General features: G+C 62.5%; 17 protein-coding genes. 9 read left to right on the forward strand and 8 right to left on the reverse strand.

Annotated elements, in window-relative coordinates; translation table 11 throughout:
* From ureA to ureC, 5 genes are all read left to right on the forward strand, one after another.
* On the forward strand, positions 1-303 hold the full coding sequence (gene ureA, locus ACVWVP_RS06750) for an urease subunit gamma (protein ID WP_003171437.1): 303 nt from the start codon (positions 1-3) through the stop codon (positions 301-303).
* A 9-nt stretch (positions 304-312) separates the two neighbouring features.
* Complete coding sequence (locus ACVWVP_RS06755; protein WP_457404899.1) at positions 313-825, forward strand: N-acetyltransferase family protein; 513 nt, start codon at positions 313-315, stop codon at positions 823-825.
* A gap of 5 nt (positions 826-830) precedes the next feature.
* The gene (locus ACVWVP_RS06760) at positions 831-1,364 is read left to right on the forward strand and encodes a GNAT family N-acetyltransferase (protein WP_178918417.1); all 534 of its coding nucleotides are present in this window, start codon (positions 831-833) and stop codon (positions 1,362-1,364) included.
* The gene (locus tag ACVWVP_RS06765; RefSeq protein WP_178918416.1) at positions 1,361-1,666 is read left to right on the forward strand and encodes an urease subunit beta; all 306 of its coding nucleotides are present in this window, start codon (positions 1,361-1,363) and stop codon (positions 1,664-1,666) included. The genes ACVWVP_RS06760 and ACVWVP_RS06765 overlap by 4 nt, the downstream gene beginning before the upstream one ends.
* A gap of 112 nt (positions 1,667-1,778) precedes the next feature.
* Positions 1,779-3,479: an urease subunit alpha gene (ureC, locus tag ACVWVP_RS06770; protein WP_457404902.1), complete on the forward strand. Its 1,701-nt coding sequence runs from the start codon at positions 1,779-1,781 to the stop codon at positions 3,477-3,479.
* On the opposite strand, the gene ACVWVP_RS06775 is transcribed toward ureC, so the two are convergent.
* From ACVWVP_RS06775 to ACVWVP_RS06785, 3 genes are all read right to left on the reverse strand, one after another.
* Positions 3,476-6,622 carry an NEL-type E3 ubiquitin ligase domain-containing protein gene (locus tag ACVWVP_RS06775; RefSeq protein ID WP_457404904.1) on the reverse strand — a complete coding sequence of 1,049 codons (3,147 nt, stop codon included), beginning with the start codon at positions 6,620-6,622 and terminating at the stop codon, positions 3,476-3,478. The two genes, ureC and ACVWVP_RS06775, sit on opposite strands and share 4 nt — an antisense overlap.
* Positions 6,541-9,216: a dermonecrotic toxin domain-containing protein gene (locus tag ACVWVP_RS06780; protein WP_457404906.1), complete on the reverse strand. Its 2,676-nt coding sequence runs from the start codon at positions 9,214-9,216 to the stop codon at positions 6,541-6,543. Before ACVWVP_RS06780 ends, ACVWVP_RS06775 begins: the two co-directional genes overlap by 82 nt.
* A gap of 164 nt (positions 9,217-9,380) precedes the next feature.
* Positions 9,381-10,316: a DnaJ C-terminal domain-containing protein gene (locus tag ACVWVP_RS06785; protein WP_178918414.1), complete on the reverse strand. Its 936-nt coding sequence runs from the start codon at positions 10,314-10,316 to the stop codon at positions 9,381-9,383.
* Between the two features lie 238 nt (positions 10,317-10,554).
* On the opposite strand from ACVWVP_RS06785, the gene ACVWVP_RS06790 reads away from it, so the two are divergent.
* The gene (locus tag ACVWVP_RS06790; RefSeq protein WP_178918413.1) at positions 10,555-11,823 is read left to right on the forward strand and encodes an Hsp70 family protein; all 1,269 of its coding nucleotides are present in this window, start codon (positions 10,555-10,557) and stop codon (positions 11,821-11,823) included.
* Between the two features lie 141 nt (positions 11,824-11,964).
* Here the strand turns inward: ACVWVP_RS06790 and ACVWVP_RS06795 are convergent, their stop codons facing one another.
* The 3 genes from ACVWVP_RS06795 to ACVWVP_RS06805 all read right to left on the reverse strand — a co-directional run bounded on the left by ACVWVP_RS06795 (position 11,965) and on the right by ACVWVP_RS06805 (position 14,339).
* Positions 11,965-12,978 carry an AI-2E family transporter gene (locus tag ACVWVP_RS06795; RefSeq protein WP_178918412.1) on the reverse strand — a complete coding sequence of 338 codons (1,014 nt, stop codon included), beginning with the start codon at positions 12,976-12,978 and terminating at the stop codon, positions 11,965-11,967.
* 194 nt (positions 12,979-13,172) lie between these two features.
* The gene (locus tag ACVWVP_RS06800) at positions 13,173-13,478 is read right to left on the reverse strand and encodes a PsiF family protein (protein WP_178918411.1); all 306 of its coding nucleotides are present in this window, start codon (positions 13,476-13,478) and stop codon (positions 13,173-13,175) included.
* A gap of 72 nt (positions 13,479-13,550) precedes the next feature.
* Complete coding sequence (locus ACVWVP_RS06805) at positions 13,551-14,339, reverse strand: AraC family transcriptional regulator (RefSeq protein ID WP_178918410.1); 789 nt, start codon at positions 14,337-14,339, stop codon at positions 13,551-13,553.
* Positions 14,340-14,436: 97 nt separating this feature from the next.
* Between ACVWVP_RS06805 and ACVWVP_RS06810 the strand changes: the two genes are divergently transcribed.
* Positions 14,437-15,312 (forward strand): DMT family transporter, encoded by an 876-nt coding sequence (locus ACVWVP_RS06810; RefSeq protein WP_178918409.1) that lies wholly within the window; start codon positions 14,437-14,439, stop codon positions 15,310-15,312.
* Positions 15,313-15,344: 32 nt separating this feature from the next.
* Here ACVWVP_RS06810 and ACVWVP_RS06815 read toward each other — a convergent pair whose 3' ends face one another.
* Both ACVWVP_RS06815 and ACVWVP_RS06820 read right to left on the reverse strand, forming a co-directional pair.
* Positions 15,345-16,235, reverse strand: coding sequence for an esterase/lipase family protein (locus ACVWVP_RS06815; RefSeq protein ID WP_178918408.1), 891 nt, complete (start codon positions 16,233-16,235; stop codon positions 15,345-15,347).
* Positions 16,236-16,328: 93 nt separating this feature from the next.
* Positions 16,329-16,970: an FMN-dependent NADH-azoreductase gene (locus ACVWVP_RS06820; protein ID WP_178918407.1), complete on the reverse strand. Its 642-nt coding sequence runs from the start codon at positions 16,968-16,970 to the stop codon at positions 16,329-16,331.
* A gap of 136 nt (positions 16,971-17,106) precedes the next feature.
* Between ACVWVP_RS06820 and ACVWVP_RS06825 the strand changes: the two genes are divergently transcribed.
* Positions 17,107-18,006, forward strand: coding sequence for a LysR substrate-binding domain-containing protein (locus ACVWVP_RS06825; protein WP_457404912.1), 900 nt, complete (start codon positions 17,107-17,109; stop codon positions 18,004-18,006).
* 98 nt (positions 18,007-18,104) lie between these two features.
* On the forward strand, positions 18,105-18,635 hold the full coding sequence (locus ACVWVP_RS06830) for a ferritin-like domain-containing protein (protein ID WP_178918405.1): 531 nt from the start codon (positions 18,105-18,107) through the stop codon (positions 18,633-18,635).
* Positions 18,636-18,670 lie beyond the last annotated feature (35 nt).

Below are 18,670 nucleotides of genomic sequence, written 5' to 3' on the forward strand. Positions count from 1 at the left end.
ATGGACCTGACCCCACGGGAAAAAGACAAACTGCTGATCTTCACCGCCGGCCTCGTCGCCGAACGCCGCCTCGCGCGGGGTGTGAAGCTCAACTACCCGGAAACCATCGCCTACATTTCCGCCGCCTTGATGGAAGGCGCCCGCGACGGCCGTACCGTGGCCGACCTGATGCACTACGGCACCACTCTGCTGAGCCGCGAGCAAGTGATGGAGGGCATCCCGGAAATGATCCCGGACATCCAGGTGGAGGCCACATTTCCCGACGGCACCAAGCTGGTCACCGTCCACCAGCCGATCGCCTGAGGTGCGAGCATGATTCGTGATGCAACCGAGCAGGACCTGGCGCAGATCCGCGACATCTACAACGACGCGGTGCTCAACACCACGGCGATCTGGAACGAGCAACCGGTGGACCTCGCCAACCGCCAGGCGTGGTTTAACGCGCGCCGGGCCCAGGCCTACCCGATCCTGGTCGCCATCGAAAACGATGAAGTGACTGGCTACGCGTCGTTTGGCGACTGGCGCCCATTTGAGGGTTTTCGCTACAGCGTCGAACACTCGGTGTACGTGCGCAACGACCAGCGCGGCAAGGGCCTCGGCCCGCGCCTGATGGAAGCGCTGATCGAACGCGCCCGCGCCTGTGGCAAACACGTGATGGTCGCCGCCATCGAAAGCGGCAACCAGGCCTCGATCCGCCTGCACGAACGCCAGGGCTTTATCACCACCGGGCAAATGCCCCAGGTGGGCATCAAGTTCGGCCGCTGGCTGGACCTGACCTTCATGCAACTGACCTTGAACCCGGGCGCACAACCGCCCAAGGAGTGACGTCGATGAGCGCCGCACAACTGCGTCGAGTCAATGCTGAAAGTTTTGCCCACTACCGCCTGGGCTTGATCGAGCTGTTGCTGGACGCGGTAAAGCATGGCGCCTCGGTGGGTTTCATGGCCGACATCGATGAGGCCCAGGCCCGCGATTACTTCACCGGCGTGCACACCCAACTGCAAGACGCCAGCCTGCTGCTGTGGGTGGTGGTGCGCGATGAACAAGTGATCGCTAGCGTGCAATTGGCGCTCTGCCAGAAAGCCAACGGATTGAACCGCGCCGAAGTGCAAAAGCTGATGGTACACAGCCAGGCACGTCGCCACGGCCTGGGCCAGCAATTGATGAACACACTGGAACTCGCCGCGCGCCAGCACCAGCGCGGCTTGCTGTACCTGGACACCGAAGCCGGCTCGCCGGCCGAAGCCTTCTACCAGTCGCTGCGCTACACCAAGATCGGTGAGCTGCCCGACTACTGCCAAAGCCCGGACGGGCGTGCACACCCAACCGCCATCTACTTCAAGACCTTGGGGCAACCTTCATGATTCCTGGTGAATACCTGATCCAGCCCGGTGAGATCGAACTCAATGCGGGCCGCCGCACCCTCACTCTGAGCGTGGCCAACAGCGGCGACCGACCGATCCAGGTGGGTTCGCATTATCATTTTTTCGAGACCAATGACGCGCTGACGTTTGACCGTGCGGCCAGCCGGGGCATGCGCCTGAATATTCCGGCGGGGACGGCGGTGCGGTTTGAGCCGGGGCAGAGTCGGGAGGTGGAGTTGGTCGATTTGAGCGGGGGCCGGCGAGTATTTGGGTTTGCCGGCCGAGTCATGGGCGACCTGTAGGGCCCCATCGCAGGCAAGCCAGCGCCCACATGGGAACGCATTCCAAATGTGGGAGCTGGCTTGCCTGCGATAACGATTTCATATTCAACACAACTTTTCAGGGCACTCTCACATGAAAATCACCCGCCAAGCCTACGCCGACATGTACGGCCCCACCGTCGGTGACAAGGTCCGCCTGGCCGACACCGAGCTGTTCGTCGAAGTCGAACAGGACTTCACGATCTACGGCGAAGAAGTGAAATTCGGCGGCGGCAAAGTCATCCGCGACGGCCAGGGCCAGAGCCAGTTGCTCGCCCATGAGGTAGTCGACACCCTGATCACCAACGCGCTGATTATCGATCATTGGGGCATCGTCAAAGCCGACGTCGGCCTCAAGAACGGCCGCATCCACGCCATCGGCAAGGCCGGCAACCCGGATGTGCAACCCGGCGTGACCATGGCCATCGGCGCCAGCACCGAAGTGATTGCCGGCGAAGGCATGATCCTCACCGCCGGCGGCATCGACACCCACGTGCACTTCATCTGCCCGCAGCAAATCGAAGAAGCGCTGACCAGCGGCGTGACCACCATGATCGGCGGCGGCACCGGCCCGGCCACGGGCACCAACGCCACCACTTGCACCTCCGGGCCGTGGCACTTGGCACGCATGCTCCAGGCCAGCGACTCGTTCCCGATGAACATCGGTTTCACCGGCAAGGGCAATGCCAGTTTGCCGGAGCCGTTGATCGAGCAGGTCAAGGCCGGGGCCATCGGCCTGAAGCTGCACGAAGACTGGGGCACCACGCCTGCGAGCATCGACAACTGCCTGAGCGTGGCCGACGAGTACGACGTGCAGGTGGCGATCCACAGCGATACCCTCAACGAATCGGGCTTTGTCGAAACCACCTTGGCCGCGCTCAAGGGCCGCACCATCCACACCTACCACACCGAAGGTGCCGGTGGCGGCCATGCGCCGGACATCATCAAGGCCTGTGGCTTTCCCAACGTGCTGCCCAGTTCCACCAACCCAACCCGCCCGTTCACCCGCAACACCATCGACGAACACCTGGACATGCTGATGGTCTGCCACCACCTGGACCCGAGCATTGCCGAAGACGTGGCCTTCGCTGAAAGCCGCATCCGCCGCGAAACCATTGCCGCCGAAGACATCCTGCATGACCTCGGCGCGTTCTCCATGATCAGCTCCGACAGCCAGGCCATGGGTCGCGTTGGCGAGGTGATCACGCGCACCTGGCAAACCGCCGACAAGATGAAAAAGCAGCGCGGCCCGCTGCCTGGCGACGGCTCCGGCAACGACAACTTCCGCGCCAAGCGCTACATCGCCAAGTACACCATCAACCCGGCGATCACCCACGGCGTGAGCCACATCGTGGGCTCCATTGAAGTGGGCAAATGGGCCGACCTGGTGCTGTGGCGCCCGGCGTTTTTTGGCATCAAGCCGACCCTGATTCTCAAGGGTGGCGCGATTGCTTCAAGCCTGATGGGTGACATCAACGGCTCGATCCCGACGCCGCAACCGGTGCACTACCGCCCGATGTTCGCCAGCTTCGGCAGCCCGCTGCACGCCACCAGCCTGACCTTTATCAGCCAGGCCGCCCAGGACGCCGGAGTGCCCGAAGCCCTGGGCTTGAAGAAGCAGATCGCCGTGGTCAAGGGCTGCCGCGAGGTGCAAAAAACCGACTTGATCCACAACGACTACCTGCCGGACATCGAGGTCGACCCACAGACTTATCAGGTCAAGGCCGACGGTGTGTTGCTGTGGTGCGAGCCGGCGGATGTGCTGCCGATGGCCCAGCGGTATTTCCTGTTCTAGCGTACTTCATTGCCTGCCCGGTTCTCAGGCGGACCGGGCAACGGGTGCTCCTGGAGTTCGGTGCGGGTCAGGGTTTCAATCAAGCCAGCCTCGGCAATCCCCAGTTGGCTCTGCAGTGCCTGGGCCTGGGTATCATAGGCGTCCCGGGACAGTTGCCCGGCCTCCACCTGCTCCAATAACGCCGCCAGTTGCTCGTGATACGGCTTGCTTTGCGCCTCGAACTGCGGGCGGTACTTATGGGCCACGTAGTCCTTCCAAAAGTCCCTGGACAATAAGCTCTGGAACTCTTCAGGCGAGTTATTCAACCCCAGGATGCGCGCGCGCGTGGCATCCAGCACCGGCTGACTGACCTTGCCCATGGCAATGAACCGCGCCTGATCCGGCTGGCCCGGCAAATCAAGCTGCTGCTCTCCCTTCAACCCGTAGCGATAGGCGAGGCGCACCTCCACTTCTTCAAGTTGCTGGATCCTCGACTGCTTCTGCACCCGTGTCAGATCAGGGTCATGGTTGATGGCCGCCGTGCGCTGGGCAATGTCTTCCAAGGCGGTCTTTTCCACTTCATCCAGACGGAACAGGCCACGGGCCAACTGCAACAGGGCAGGCCCCTGCGTCGCCTCGGTCGCCCCGGCCTTGGCACGGTAGACCATCTGCATGATTTCCAGGTTGCTGAACGACAGCGCGGCGCGGTCACAACACGCAGCGCGCCCCGCCCAAGTGAACATCTCCTCGCGCAAGGCTTCGGACTCGGTGTTGGGTTCGGTGATGCTGTCGATCACCTCCCACACCCGCCGTTGCAGGTCAGCAGGGTCGGCAGATGCGTTCATGTCGGCCAGCATCTGGAAAAAACCCGGGCTGCATGGATCGTCGTGCAGGAGGCTCCACTGCCGGGCCCGAGCGGCCACCTGGTCGGGGTTCAGGCCTCGGGTCCAGCGCTCGAACGGCACGCCCAATGGCCTGGCCACCACTGGAGAACGCAGGCCCAGGGCGGTAGCGACGAGCCTCGGCGGCCGACCTGTCTGAACAAGCTCCTCCTCCAGCAACCGAGCGTTATAGACACGCACCTGTTGCAACGTGGCTTCGGTGAAGGGGTTGTTGTTGACGTTGGTGATCGTGGACAAGCGTGCAGCGTGAGGCAGTTGCTCCTCTAAGGGGTCGATGAGGTCAACCGGCAGCGTGGTCAATTGGTTATTGGCCAGGTTGATATCGTCCAGCAAGGCCTGGCTGCCCAGCCCCACAGGCCAGTGGGGAAGGTCGGTGCCACTGAGGTGGACCGAGCGGATGTCGGGGATGCGGCTGAAGTCCGGGGCCATGCCCAGGGGGTTGTTATCCATCCACAGTGCCCTGAGGGTCGTGCGCTCAGACAGGATCCGCGTGGTTTCAGGGGTCAGGCGAATTGAGTTGTTGTCCAGGAACAACCGCGTCAGGCCATGCATTTCACCCACTGCTGGCGGCAGTTCACGTAACGCATTGTTCGACATATCCAACCAGCGCAAACCACGAAAGCCGCCGAGAAATCCTTCCGGGGAGGCGCTCAACTGCATGCGTGTGAGCCGCAATGAACCGACATGGCTGAAGTCCGCATCCAGGTCCGGCAGGCTGGACAACGTCAGGTCACTGAGGTCCATTTCCAAACCGATGGGTGTGCTGTCGGCGGCAAACTTCATCGGGGTTTCCTGGCGCCAGCATGCCAGGATGCGGGTACGGGCCATGACGCGGTCGTCACGTTGGGCAAGGTTATCCATTACCTGGTTCATGCGAACGTAGCGCTGACGCGCACCACCACCGGAAAACACCCAACTGTCCAGTTGCGCCTTGAGGTCGCTGTATTCCTGGAACTGGCGAGACAACTGCACCTCGACGTCTGCCCCCAGGTTCCAGATGTGCTGCCGGCATCGGCCAATATCGTAATTAGGGTTCATCTGCCGCACTTGGGCGATTGAGGGAGATTCCACCGAGAAACTGTCCCCGCGACCGTTGAGCAACAGCTCGGGATGGCTCTGGGACAAGCGTCGCCAATAATCGTCCAGCGCCTGTTCCGCCTGGGCGGATAAATGATTGCCCCTGATCGACGTGACCTGGTTGATCTTGATCATTTGCTCAGCGTACTCGGCCGGCGGCTCCAGGTGCTCGGGCGGGATCGTACGCAGGTGGTTGTCCTCCAGGTTGAGTTCGCGCAGGCCACTCTGATCCCGCAACCCGGTGGGCCAGTGCTCCAGTTCGGTGTTCCTGAGGAACACGTACCTCAAGTGCGGCATGTTGCTCAAATCCGGGGCTAGGCCGAGGGGGTTCTGCGACAGGTCCAGCCACTCCATCCGATTGAGGCGCCCCAGTTGCTCCACAGCCTGAGGCGTCAAGCGAATCCGATTCTTGCGCAACTGCAACTGAGTCAGTTGATTCATCTGCTCCAGGCCTTCGGGCAGTTCGCTGAGGGCTGCTTCGCGGATACTCAGGCGCTTGAGCTGCCTGAAGTTATTCAGGAAGGTCTGGGCGTCGCGGTTCCACGGCGTGTTGGCCAACTCCAGCGCTTCGACATGGCTGAAATCCGCCGTGAGCGCAGGCAGGTTGAGCGGATGGCCAGGGACGATGCTGAGGGTGCTGGTCTGGCGACGCCAGCAACGCTTGATCGCATCGGCGAACGTCTTGACGAACCCGCCCTGGCGATCGAAGGCGGTGAAGCTGACCGGCGGGGCGTTGTCACGCACCCAGTGCTTGAGGTCACGCTCCAGGGTGGCGTATTCGTCCTCCAGGCGCGACAACCCGCTGCGCACCTCGGCCCCCAGTGAGTGCAGCAAGGTCTGGGTCTGGTCCGCGGTATAGTCCGGGAACAGCCGGCGCACGCGTTCGGCCGGTGAGCGCAGGGCGTTGGCGGCCGTGTCCATCAGCTGCCGTACACCACGTCCGCCGCCGAGCAAGCGCATCGAAGGGTCGTAGGCCGGCTTGCGCAGCGGCTGCTCGAGCAACGCCGTGCGCAGGTTCGCGCGCGAATCGGTACCCAGGGCTTGCAGGCGCGGGGTGTCGGCGGTGGCCAGCGATTCGACGAACAGCCCTTCCCAGGCGCGGGTCAGGCGCAACTCCTGGACCTGCCATTGGGCCTGCTCCAGCACGTTGTGCGGCAACTCGCCAGCGCTGCGAAAACGCTGCAACGCGTCGTCATTGAGGGTTTGAGCATGTGCTCGGCCATCGCGTTCGGCAGGCTGGGGAACTGCCCCTGGAGCCGCATGGCATCGGGGTTGGCGCTGAAATTGCGCGCCTTATAGTGCTCCTCCACCAGCGCGCTTTCAAAGGATTGGGCCTGCGCACCGAGGTAGTGGCGCAGTTGGCGTGCGCGCTCGGGCAATGACTCACTCGCCTGGCCGGGAAACTCGCTTAACGCCGGATCATCCGCTTGAAAGTAACCCAGGACCTCTTGCAACAACTCCCCACGCGCTTGCGCCCCCTCGGCAAGCACTATCGCCTGACGAGGCTGGCCGGGCAGTACCGGATCACTCCAGAGCTGAGTGCCATCGCGTTCGAGCACCACGTACGATCCGCCCGGCAGCATGCCCCGGCGGCGCAACAGATCCATTTGCAGCATCGGGTCGGCCTTGGCGTACAGCAAGGCACTCTCCGACCTCAGTTGCGCAATAAAGTCCGCCACCTCGTCCGCGGCCTTGAAACGCTGCAACGTGTCAGCCAGCGCCAGGGGCACCGGCTCCTGATCCAGATGCCCGGCGCGCAAGGCATCGGCTTCGATGCCGCTGGCCTCACAGGCCTGGCGCAGGCGCTCGGCGCTCAGGCCTTGCGCCGGCTGCCCCAGGCGGCGCTGGGTCGTCGGGGCATCCCAGGTCAACGGGTGTTCAAGCTCATGCTGCCAGGCACCCTCATGGTTATGCGCCAGGCGCGGCGCGTAGGCCTGCGGACGGGTCGGGTGCTGGATACGATATTCAGCGGCTTGCGCGTCGTAGGCCACGGCAAAGTGGTCGCCCTCCAGCGGCAACACGCTTTGCCCTTGATGGGCATACAGGCCCAGTACGTCCGGCTTGGCATCCGGCGCCAACTGCACCGGCAGTTTGTAGGGGGCAAGATCGGCCTTCCACAGTTTCTGCTGGCCGTCGGGCAGTCTCACAGGCTCAAGTTTCTCGATCACCGCCGGAGTGTTTAACGCTTTGCGCACCTCCCGGCCCCCTGCCGCCATCACACCGATAAACACCAGGTTTTCGGCCACGTCGGTCAAGTGTCCCAACGCCGCCTCGCGGTCGCCCTCATGCCACTCCACCACGCCTTCGAAGGCGTCGTACAACAGCTGCGCAGCCATCACCGCCATCATCACCTCCCCGAGCCCCGGCACAAACATCGACACCAGGTTCAGCGCCAGCAGCCCGGCACTCTCCAGGGCGGCGATCTTCCTGGCGCGCACCGCCACGTCCACATCCGCAGTGGGCACCGCATGGGCCCGGGCATCGGCGATCAGCTTGTCGCGCAGCGTGTCGAAGTTATCCCCCCAGAGCTCGACGTTGGCTTGCCACAGCTCGCGCTTGGCGATGACCTGGATGTAAAAGTTAGGATCCTTGATCGGTTCACGTGCAGTTGGCGCAGGGGGCAGTTGTTTTGGGCCGATGAGCAGCGAGAGGATTGGCGAGACGAACGGCAATAGGTGTTGCCCGGTGCGCACGGTGCCGTAGGGGTCACGGGGCTGATCGGACGCGTCCTCGGTGAGGCGCCGCAGGTAGGTCGGCTGGTCGGCGTAGGCGATAGTGTTCTTGAGAAATCCTTGATAGGCCGTCAGCCCCGCGCCCACCTTGGCGTCCTCCATCAATTGGCGGGTCAGCTCCGCCTGCAGGTCTTGAAGGCTGGCGTATTTTTTCAGCGGGTGCAGCGGGTCGTGAGGGATGTACACCAGCACCTCGTCAGCGTGCTGGTGTTTGTCCACGGCAACGAACGCGGTACAGCCCGACAGACGAAGGCCCATCAGGCTCAGGTCGTTGAACCAGACCGGTTTGCCGTGACTGCGGATCTCCTGGTCACCCGTGATCACCGCACCGATCACCGCATAGTCCTCCGGCCCGATGTCCTGCTTGAGCAATGCGGTGTAGGCGGCCGCTTGAAGGGCGTCTTTCTGGGCCTGGATCACCAGGCCGCGCAGGCCGCTGGCGTTGTGGAAAAACGCCGTCAGCCGCGCCTGGTACTGCGCACCGATGTCCAGGCGCCGGCACAGGTCCAGGAAGCTTTCGATGCTGATCCCCACGGCCGCACTGGCGTCATGTTCAGCCGGCCCGCTTTTGAACCGTGACGCAGAGGCAAAGGCACCGGGGGCGCATTCGCTCTCTTCGAAATTGTGCAACGCCGCTTGCAGCAGGCTCAGGGTCAACACCGAAAAACTACCGACGCGGAGACCAAACGCGCCCAGTTCCACAGGCTTGCGCAAGTCCACGTAGGTGTTGTCCAGGTCAGGCTCGATCGCGAACTGCGCCTTGAGTGCCGCGGCCAGTAACGGCTTGGCAAACGCCTCGGCACTGGGCAGGTCGGTCATGGCCTGGTCAAGGGCATTTTGCGAGTGCGCGCAGGCACTGGTGTAGTGCTGCAACTGACGACGTTCGCTGCCGTCGAGGCCGTCGAGCCAATCGACTTCATGGGTGGGCGCGCCCTTGAAGGCGTCGCGGGTGGCGGCCGACGCCTGGGTCAACCAGGTGGGCACTTTTTGCTTGATCACCTCGTAGGCCGCGGTTTGCGGCTCGAGGCTGGGTGTATCGATGGGCATGGGTGACTGCTCACTGCTTCAAAGGAAGCATCAGCAGACCATGCCCGGCAGCCTTCGCTGCGGTAGGTAGTTAGCTCGTCAGGCGGGTGCCGACAGGACGTTCGGCCGCGGTGTCGCTCCGATCAAGGCAGCCGCGCTGGATAGCCAGCGCGGGGCCGTTATTTTCAGAAGTGTTCCCGCGGATTGAACGCGGCTTTTTTCGCCAGTTCCTGCCACAACGCGATGGTCTCGTCGTCGGCCTGCTTGGGCATCACAGCCTTGAGCTGGATGTACAGGAACCCACGCTCGCCGGCCTTGTTCAGCAAGCCATGGCCCTTGGCACGCATGCGCTGGCCGTTCTGGCTACCCGCCGGCACCTTGAGGTTGATCTTGCCGGTCAGGGTCGGTACAGCCACTTCCGCGCCCAGCGCCAGTTCCCAAGGAGCCAGTGGCAGGTTGATGACCAGGTTTTCGCCTTCGACTTCAAACTTCGAATGCGGGGCAAACTTGATGATCAGGTACAGGTCGCCATTGGCGCCGCCACCGATTCCCGGGGCACCCTGTGCCTTGAGGCGGATGCGCTCACCGTCGGCCACGCCGGCGGGGATCTTCACGTTCAGGCTCTTGGTGGTGTTGGTCACGTGACGGCCCGAGGCGTCGTACTGCGGCACCTGGAAGCTGATCTGCTTGGACTCTGCCGACAGCGTCTCCTCCAGGGTCACGGTCAGTTGCATCTCCACGTCCTGGCCCTTGCGCCCGGCAGGACGGCGCTGGCCACCACCGAAGGCATCGCCACGGGAGCCGAAGATCGAACTGAAGAAGTCCGAGAAGTCCTCACCGCCGCCGCCGCCAAAACCGCCACGGCTCTGCCAGCCCGGTGGCCCCTGGAACGGCTGGCCATGCTGGCCGTATTTGCGCAGCTCGTCGTACTCGGCGCGCTTGTCGGCGCTCTTGAGCGCTTCGTAGGCTTCGGACGCGTCCTTGAACTTGGCTTCAGCGTCTTTTTCCTTGCTCACGTCCGGGTGGTATTTGCGCGCGAGCTTGCGGTACGCGGCCTTGATTTCCTTGTCGTCAGCCGTCGGCTCGACACCCAGAATCTTGTAGTAGTCTTTGAAATCCATCGGCGGTTCACCATCCTTAATCGAGATCGCACAGCCCGGGGCACAACGTGCGCTGCATTGCACCTGTTGAGTGATGTGGCCTGGGGGTACGTCAAAGTGTTATCGGCGCTTGCCGTATGTACCCGATGTGGGGGCAAATCGCGCAGTTTCAAGCGCGATTTAACGGATGGTCGGCCTACGCATCCGTCCTCGACTGGCATACACTGCGCGGCCGTTTTTCAACCGGAACCTGATTGTCATGGAAAACCCATCCCCAGCCCGTGCCTGCGGTATCGACTTTGGCACGTCCAACTCCACCGTCGGCTGGATCCGCCCCGGCATGGAAACACTCCTGGCGCTGGAGGACGACAAGATCACCTTGCCGTCGGTGGTGTTCTTCAACTTCGAAGAGCGCCGCCCGGTGTACGGTCGCCTGGCACTGCACGAGTACCTGGAAAACTACGAAGGCCGCCTGATGCGCTCGCTCAAGAGCCTGTTGGGTTCCAAGCTGATCAAGCACGACACCAGCGTGTTGGGCACGGCGATGCCGTTCACCGACTTGCTGGCGCTGTTCATCGGCCAGCTCAAGAGCCGTGCTGAAGCCAACGCTGGCCGTGAGTTCGAAGAAGTGGTGCTGGGCCGCCCGGTGTTTTTCGTCGATGACGACCCGCTGGCTGACCAGGAAGCCGAGAACACCCTGGTGGACGTAGCGCGCAAGATCGGTTTCAAGGACATTTCATTCCAATATGAGCCGATTGCGGCCGCCTTCGACTACGAGTCCACCATCGAGAAAGAAGAGCTGGTACTGATCGTCGATATCGGCGGCGGTACTTCGGACTTCTCCCTGGTACGCCTGTCGCCGGACCGTCGCCACAACGACAATCGCCACGATGACATCCTCGCCACCGGCGGCGTGCACATCGGCGGGACCGACTTCGACAAGCAGCTCTCCCTCAACGGCATGATGCCGTTGTTCGGCTACGGCAGCCGCATGAAGAGTGGCGCCTACATGCCCACCAGCCACCACATGAACCTGGCCACCTGGCACACCATCAACTCGGTGTACTCGCAGAAATCCCAGCTGGCCCTGGGCAGCATGCGCTACGACATCGAAGACACCGGCGGCATCGACCGCCTGTTCAAGTTGATCGAACAGCGCGCCGGGCACTGGTTGGCGATGGAAGTGGAAGAGACCAAGATCCAGCTGACCCATGAAGATAGCCGCCATGTGCCGCTCGACCGTATCGAAGCGGGCTTGAGCGTGGACTTGAGCCGGGCGCTGTTCGAATCGTCGATTGACGGCCTGCTGGAGCGCGTGCGTGGCAGCGTGACGCAACTGCTCAACGACGCTTCGGTGAGCGTGGCGCAGGTGGACACAGTGTTCTTTACCGGCGGTTCCAGCGGAATCCCGGCGCTGCGCCACAGCATTTCGGCGATGCTGCCGAATGCGCGGCATGTGGAAGGCAATATCTTTGGCAGTATCGGCAGTGGCCTGGCGATTGAGGCCAGCAAGCGGTACGGCTACTGAGTTTTAACTGAAAGACCGTGGCGCGTCCTTCGTGAGCAAGCCCGCTCCCACACTGACTGTGTTTACACATTTAGACTTGTGAACACAGTCAGTGTGGGAGCGGGCTTGCTCGCGAAGAGGACAGCCCAGTCACTACAAGGCTTAAACCATCCCACCGAGCTTCAGCTCGCTCTTGAGGTACGCATAATAAATCGGCCCCGCCACCACCCCCGGCAGGCCGAATGCTGCCTCGAAAACCAGCATCGCCAACAGCAATTCCCACGACTTGGCACTGATCTGCCCGCCCACAATGCGCGCGTTGAGGAAGTACTCGATCTTGTGGATCACGATCAGATAGCCCAACGCCGCCACCGCCACCCAGATCGACAGCGACAGCGCCACGATAGTGATCAGTGTGTTGGACATCAGGTTGCCGATCACCGGCAACAGGCCGAGCAAGAAGGTCAGCACGATCAGGGTCTTGGTCAGCGGCAGGTGAATCCCGCACAACGGCAGCACCACGGCCAGAAAGACGGCGGTGAAAGCGGTGTTCAGCGCAGCAATCTTGATCTGGGCGAAGACAATGTTGCGAAAGGCCTGGACCAGCAGGTGCAAGCGATCGAACAGTGCGGCAGCCAGGGGTTTGCGCTTGGTCAGGTCGGGTACGCGCTGCAGGGCGATGATCGCGCCGAGCACCATGCCGATCAGCAGGGTGACGAACATGTGGGCAGCATCCTTACCCACAAGCTGCAATTCGCTCAGGTGCTTGCTCAGCCAGTCGCCGATGGCCACGCGGAACTCGGCGGCGCTGGCCGGCAGGTAGGCGTCAACGAAGGGCGGCAGTTGGCCCCGTGCGCGGTCGACCACGCCCATGAATTTGTCGAGGGAAGCCCCGGGGTTTTCCGCCTCGTGGAGCAGGAAGCTGATGGCACCGGCAAAGATCAGAGTCAGCACGCTGACGATCAAGGTGCCGAGCAAGGCCACCGCCAGCCAACGCGCACGCCGGCCTTCAATCAGCCGTTGCAGTTGGGGGGTGAGCATATTGACCAGTTCAAAAACCAGCAGGCCGGCCAGCAGGCTGGGCAGCAACTTGAGCGGCAGTACCAGCAGCAGTCCGCCGAAAATGATGATGTAGCTGGCCAGCAATATCACGTGACGCTGAGAAAACGTTGGCATACAGCCTCAAAACGAACGGCTTTAAAGGATTGGCAGTCTGCCAGCCTTGAAGGAATCAAGCGAGAACTCTGAATACTGCGAACACCGACAGTGTGGGAGCGGGCTTGCTCGCGAATGCGATGGACCAGACATTGACGTGCTGAATGACACACCGCATTCGCGAGCAAGCCCGCTCCCACAGGAGACTTGTGCTGTCAGCTACCTTTGAGACACGTGCTCATGAATGTCTTGCGTGCATCGCCAGTCAGCGCCTTGGTTTTCGCCGACGCATTGCAGTCTTTCATCTTCTGCTGTTGCGGCGTCAGGGTCTTGGCGTCGTTGGCGGCCGGGGCCGCCTTCAGGCAGGTGCTCATGAAGGCTTTGCGCTCATCGCCTTTCAAGGCCTTGGTGGTGGCGTCGGCGTTGCAGGTGGTCATCTTATTTTGCTGGGCGGTCGCGGCAAAACCTTGGGAACACAGCAGCAGGCCCATCATCAACAGCGGAATACGCAGCATCTTCATGGAGTTTTCTCCCTGTTACCGCACCGAAGGGGCGCGGCCTACCCAGCAGTGTAGTCAAAGCCTGTTACATCTTCAGCGGGCGCGGATATTCGACCGACGGTACTGCTCGGGGGTGCAGCCAGCGTGGCGTTGGAACATCGCGATAAACGCCGACGCGGTGCTGTAGCCCAGGTCAAACGCCACATGTTGCACGCTGCGTTCGCTGCCCAGGGCGTCAATCGCCGCCAGGTAACGCAGGCGCTGGCGCCACTCGCCAAAACTCATGCCCACCTCCCGCACGAATTGCCGGGCCAGGGTGCGCTCGCTCACGTGCACTTGCTCGGCCCATTGCGCCAGGGGGCGGTTGTCCCCCGGGTCGGCCTGCATGCCCTCCAGCACACCCAGCACGCCAGGGTGGCGGGCGTAGGGCAGGAAACAATCGTGGACCGGCGCCTGCTTGAGCTGGTCTACCAGCACCTGGGCCAGGCGAACATCAGCCTCGGTCTGCGGGATGTTGACGTCGCGACGTGCAAAATCACTGAGGATGGCCTTGAGAATCTCGCTGACCGCCAAGGTGCACGGCACCTGTGGCAGGTGCTCGCACAGCTCCGGCGCCAGGCCCACGGAGCGGTAGACAATCGCCTGGGCGTTATAGGAACTGTGTTCGGTATCCGGTGGGATCCACACCGCGTACTGCGGCGGCGACATAAACCGGCTGCCGGCCACCTCCATGCGCATAACGCCGCTGGCTGAATAGTCCAGCGACCCCCAGAAATGCCGGTGCGGGGTGCACTCGGTGTCGGGGGCAAACTCGGAATAGCGGAAGTAGACCGGGCTCGGCAAGCTGGGGAAATCCGCGAGGCGGACGGTGTGTCTGGGCATGTTGTCTGGATGCAGAGGTCAGTTGGCTGGATCGCAGTATAGGCTGCGATCCAGACAAGGGATAATCCTGCCTCACCAACCTATCTGGTTTCTTTCGATGCAATACGCGTATCCCCTGCTGGCCATCTTTATCTGGGCCGGCAACACCGTGGTCAACAAGCTCGCCGTGGGCTCGATTTTCCCCGCCGAGATCGGCTTTTACCGCTGGCTGCTGGCGGCGCTGCTGTTCACGCCGTTCATGCTCAAGCCGGTGATTGCAAACTGGGCGCAGATCCGGCCGAACCTGGGCAAGATTTTCATCCTCGGCGTGCTGGGCATGGCGGTGTACCAAAGCCTGGCCTACTACGCAGCGACGGTCACCACGGCGACCAACATGGGCATCATCCTGTCGCTGATGCCCTTGATGGCGCTGACGGCGGCGATCATCAGCCTCGGCCAGCGCCTCACCTTTGGCGCGCTGACCGGTGCGGTGCTGTCCTTCGCCGGCGTGGTGGTGGTGGTCTCGGCCGGTAGCCTGGGTGCGCTGCTGCAACACGGGGTCAACCTGGGGGACGCCATGATGCTGGTCGCCACCCTCGCCTACGCGGTCTACAGCACCTTGCTGAAAAAGTGGCACCTGCGCCTGCCGCCCCTGGTGCTGCTGTACTTGCAGATACTGGTGGCCGTGGTGGTGCTGTTTCCGCTGTTCCTGTTCTCGACAAAAGCAGGCCTGGGTTGGGCGAACATCCCGCTGGTGCTGTACGCCTGTCTGCTGGCCTCGATGCTGGCGCCGTTGGCGTGGATGCACTCGGTGAAGACGCTCGGGCCGAGCCGCACCACGCTGTTTTTCAACCTGCTGCCGCTGATCACCGCGCTGATTGCGGCGGTGGTGTTGAAGGAAGAGTTGGCGATGTATCACCTGGTCGGCGGTTTGCTGACGTTGGGTGGGGTGATTTTGTCGGAGCGGTGGACGACGCCGGTGCGTGCTGACTGAACGCGCTCCCACAATTAGGTCGAGTCCACCCGCTACACCCCGGCAGCCTTGAGCCTTTGGGCATGCTCGACAAACAACCGAATCGGCTCAGCGCCCTTGCCCACCAAGCCCATCGATTGGTTGACGATGTCGAAGTGATCCAGCGCGTAGTCATCGCCAATCACCAACCCCAGGTGTGAGCTGTAGCGCCCCACCATGCCGTCACACTGGCCCTTCTCCCGCACGAAGCTGCGGGCAAACAAGCGGCAGCTGCGGTTCGTGCCGTCGAGCAGGTTGCGCCCGCGATCGGTCTTGCCCGGCTGCAAGGTGCCGGACCACGAGTAGTAACGCACGCCATTGACCTCTTCAGCGCCCTGCCCGCCCCAGGTCTGCGGCAAACCTTGTGGGAACTGGCGGTTGAACAGCGCCACGCCCACGCTGGTCAGGGACAGGTGGGAGGCGTGCAAGTCAGCCTTGAAACGTGGCCCCCGATAACCGGTCTCCAACAGGCTCATCACCCCGGCCACCAGGTGAAACAGCGCACTCATGAGGCGCCCTTTCACGCTGTCGGCGGGGTAATGGGTGTGGATATGGTCTGCCAGTTCCGACCCATGGTTGGGCCCGGCCACCGAGGTGACCGACGCCACCCATTCCGGGCGCTTGGCCGCCGCGTAACGCGCGGTGAGCGAGCCCTGGCTGTGACCGATCAGGTTGACCTTGTCGGCACCGGTTTCGCGGCGGATCCGTTCGATCTGCACCAGCAATTGCTCGCCGCGCACCTCATTGGAGTCCAGCGGCGCCACCTGCACCGGGAAGACCTGTGCGCCACCTTTGCGCAGCGCAGGGACGATGCCGTACCAGTAGGGAAACCACCCCAGGCGCACAAACCCCAGCATGCCGGGCACCAGCACCAGGGGATAACGCGTGGCAAGGGAGTGCGGCATGGCGCAGAGGTCCTGATAGGGAAGGCGATGAACCCATCCTAGACCAGCGTTTCATAAATCGACATGACCACCCGGTGACAGACTCATGACACCTTAAAAGCGCCCGGCAACATCATGCAGTTGGCGTTCGGCCTCGGCGCATGCGCGCTGGAACACGCTTTTGTCCGACTCTTCACCTTCGGCGGCGATCACGCTGACGTCATCAATCCCGATGTAGCCCAGCACCGTACGCAGGTGCGGGTCGGCATGGTTCATCCACTCGAACTCGCCACCCGGGCCGAAGCCGCTGCCGCCACGGCAGGTGATGATCAGCGCCTTCTTGCCTTTGAGCAGCGCGTGATATTGCGCGTTGCCGTGGCTGTCCTGGGTGATGTCGAAGGTCAGGCCCATGCGCACGATCTGATCGATCCAGGCCTTGAGGCCGCTGGGCACGCCGAAGTTGTACAGGGGCATCGCGATCACCAGCAGATCATGCTCGATCAACTCGCCCACCAGTTCGTCACTCAATTGCAGGTCGGCCTTCATCACCTTTGGCAACGCCTGCGGTTCGGGGTAGAAATTGGCGGCCACGAAGGCTTCGGTCACATGGGGGATAAACGCCCGGCCGACTTCGCGACGGGTCACCTGTGCATCCGGGTTGGCCGCCTGCCAGGCCTCCAAGAACGACTCGGCCAGGCGCCGCGAATGGGAGCGCTCACCACGGGGACTGGCGTGAATCACTAGCATTTTTTTCATCTGTATTACCTTCACGAGTTAGACTCAGGCGACCTGATTGGCCGCCACGCTTGCTCGCAAATCTAGTGATGGCAGCACGAGCCGACAAATGAGCAATAGTTAATCTGGATGAATTCATCTCATCCATGGAGCCCGCATGTTTGCCTCACTGCCCCTCACCGCCCTGCGCACCTTTGAATCGGCAGCGCGACTATTGAGCTTCAAGGCGGCCGCCCTGGAACTGTCGGTGACGCCCACGGCGGTGTCCCACCAGATACGCAGCCTGGAAACCTGGCTGGGCGTGCCGCTGTTCGAGCGCCTGCCGCGCCAGGTGCGCCTCACCGAAGGCGGTGAGCGGCTGTTTCGCAGCGTGCACGGCGCCTTGCTGGACGTCGCCCATAGCCTCGACACGTTGCGCCCGCAACGCAGTGCCGGACAGCTCACCGTCTCCACCACCCCGGCGTTTGCCGCGTTGTGGCTGGTGCCCCGGCTGGGGCGTTTTTATGCCGCCCACCCCGACATCAGCCTGCGCCTGGATACCCAGTGCGACGTGGTCGACCTGCAACAGGACGCCAGCGTCGACCTGGTGATTCGCTACAGCCTCGGCGACTACCCGCACCTGTACGGCGAGTGCCTGTTCGATGAGCGCTTTGCGGTGTACGGCGCCCCCGAACAGGTCGCACGGGCGAGCAGCCAGGTGCCGACGCTGATCAGCGTGCGTTGGCATAACTCCGAGCTGTACGCCCTGGGCTGGCAGGCCTGGTGCGAGAAGGCCGGCGAAACGTGGCTGGCCCACACGAGCTTGCTGCGCGAATACGACGAGGAGCACTACGCCTTGCAGGCGGCGATTGCCGGCCAGGGATTGGTACTGGCAAGCAACATCCTGGTGTCGGAAAGCGTTGCCACCGGTTTGCTGGTGCCCTACAAGCCGCAGATCCATGTGGACGGCGCCGGTTACAGCGCCCTGTGTGTACCGGGACGTGAGCGTCATCCGCCGGTGCGTGCGTTTTTCCAGTGGGTGCAACAGGAGGCAAAGCTGTCCGGCCATGCCCTTTGAAATCCGATAAAACTTTTTGCTTCAGCCAACACTCACAACTTGGAGCGATCACGCCAGCAGAGCGTGGCGTAAAACCGGATTAGCACCAGGAGATTGAGATGACTGAAGCACACTTGACCGACGTGGCCACCCTGCGCAGCCGCGCCCGCCAGCACGTCGAAAACGGCGCCGTCACTGAAGGCTATGACGCCGACCGCGAAGAAATCATCCGCTTGCTCAACGAGTCGCTGGCCACTGAGCTGGTCTGCGTGTTGCGCTACAAGCGCCACTACTTCATGGCCAACGGACTCAAGGCCAGCGTGGCCGCCAGCGAGTTCCTGGAACACGCCACCCAGGAAGCCGAGCACGCCGACAAACTGGCCGAACGCATCGTGCAACTGGGCGGCGAGCCGGAGTTCAACCCTGACCTGCTGTCGAAGCACTCCCACGCGCAGTACGTTGCGGGCAAGAACCTCAAGGAAATGGTCTACGAAGACCTGGTGGCTGAGCGCATCGCGGTGGACAGCTACCGTGAAATCATTCAGTACATCGGCGACAAAGACCCGACCACCCGCCGCCTGTTCGAAGAAATCCTGGCCCAGGAAGAAGAGCACGCCGACGACATGGCGGACATTCTGCAAGACCTGTAAACCGCAACACCTCTGAACCCACTGTGGGAGCGGGC

The sequence above is a fragment of the Pseudomonas sp. TE24901 genome, from assembly GCF_054058375.1.

Excerpts from the sequence above, each read along its gene's own strand:
- ureA (WP_003171437.1), top strand. The coding sequence starts at position 1 with ATGGACCTGACCCCACGGGAAAAAGACAAACTGCTGATCTTCACCGCC.
- ACVWVP_RS06755 (WP_457404899.1), top strand. The coding sequence starts at position 313 with ATGATTCGTGATGCAACCGAGCAGGACCTGGCGCAGATCCGCGACATC.
- ACVWVP_RS06760 (WP_178918417.1), top strand. The coding sequence starts at position 831 with ATGAGCGCCGCACAACTGCGTCGAGTCAATGCTGAAAGTTTTGCCCAC.
- ACVWVP_RS06765 (WP_178918416.1), top strand. The coding sequence starts at position 1,361 with ATGATTCCTGGTGAATACCTGATCCAGCCCGGTGAGATCGAACTCAAT.
- ureC (WP_457404902.1), top strand. The coding sequence starts at position 1,779 with ATGAAAATCACCCGCCAAGCCTACGCCGACATGTACGGCCCCACCGTC.
- ACVWVP_RS06780 (WP_457404906.1), bottom strand. The coding sequence starts at position 9,216 with ATGCCCATCGATACACCCAGCCTCGAGCCGCAAACCGCGGCCTACGAG.
- ACVWVP_RS06785 (WP_178918414.1), bottom strand. The coding sequence starts at position 10,316 with ATGGATTTCAAAGACTACTACAAGATTCTGGGTGTCGAGCCGACGGCT.
- ACVWVP_RS06790 (WP_178918413.1), top strand. The coding sequence starts at position 10,555 with ATGGAAAACCCATCCCCAGCCCGTGCCTGCGGTATCGACTTTGGCACG.
- ACVWVP_RS06795 (WP_178918412.1), bottom strand. The coding sequence starts at position 12,978 with ATGCCAACGTTTTCTCAGCGTCACGTGATATTGCTGGCCAGCTACATC.
- ACVWVP_RS06800 (WP_178918411.1), bottom strand. The coding sequence starts at position 13,478 with ATGAAGATGCTGCGTATTCCGCTGTTGATGATGGGCCTGCTGCTGTGT.
- ACVWVP_RS06805 (WP_178918410.1), bottom strand. The coding sequence starts at position 14,339 with ATGCCCAGACACACCGTCCGCCTCGCGGATTTCCCCAGCTTGCCGAGC.
- ACVWVP_RS06810 (WP_178918409.1), top strand. The coding sequence starts at position 14,437 with ATGCAATACGCGTATCCCCTGCTGGCCATCTTTATCTGGGCCGGCAAC.
- ACVWVP_RS06815 (WP_178918408.1), bottom strand. The coding sequence starts at position 16,235 with ATGCCGCACTCCCTTGCCACGCGTTATCCCCTGGTGCTGGTGCCCGGC.
- ACVWVP_RS06820 (WP_178918407.1), bottom strand. The coding sequence starts at position 16,970 with ATGAAAAAAATGCTAGTGATTCACGCCAGTCCCCGTGGTGAGCGCTCC.
- ACVWVP_RS06825 (WP_457404912.1), top strand. The coding sequence starts at position 17,107 with ATGTTTGCCTCACTGCCCCTCACCGCCCTGCGCACCTTTGAATCGGCA.
- ACVWVP_RS06830 (WP_178918405.1), top strand. The coding sequence starts at position 18,105 with ATGACTGAAGCACACTTGACCGACGTGGCCACCCTGCGCAGCCGCGCC.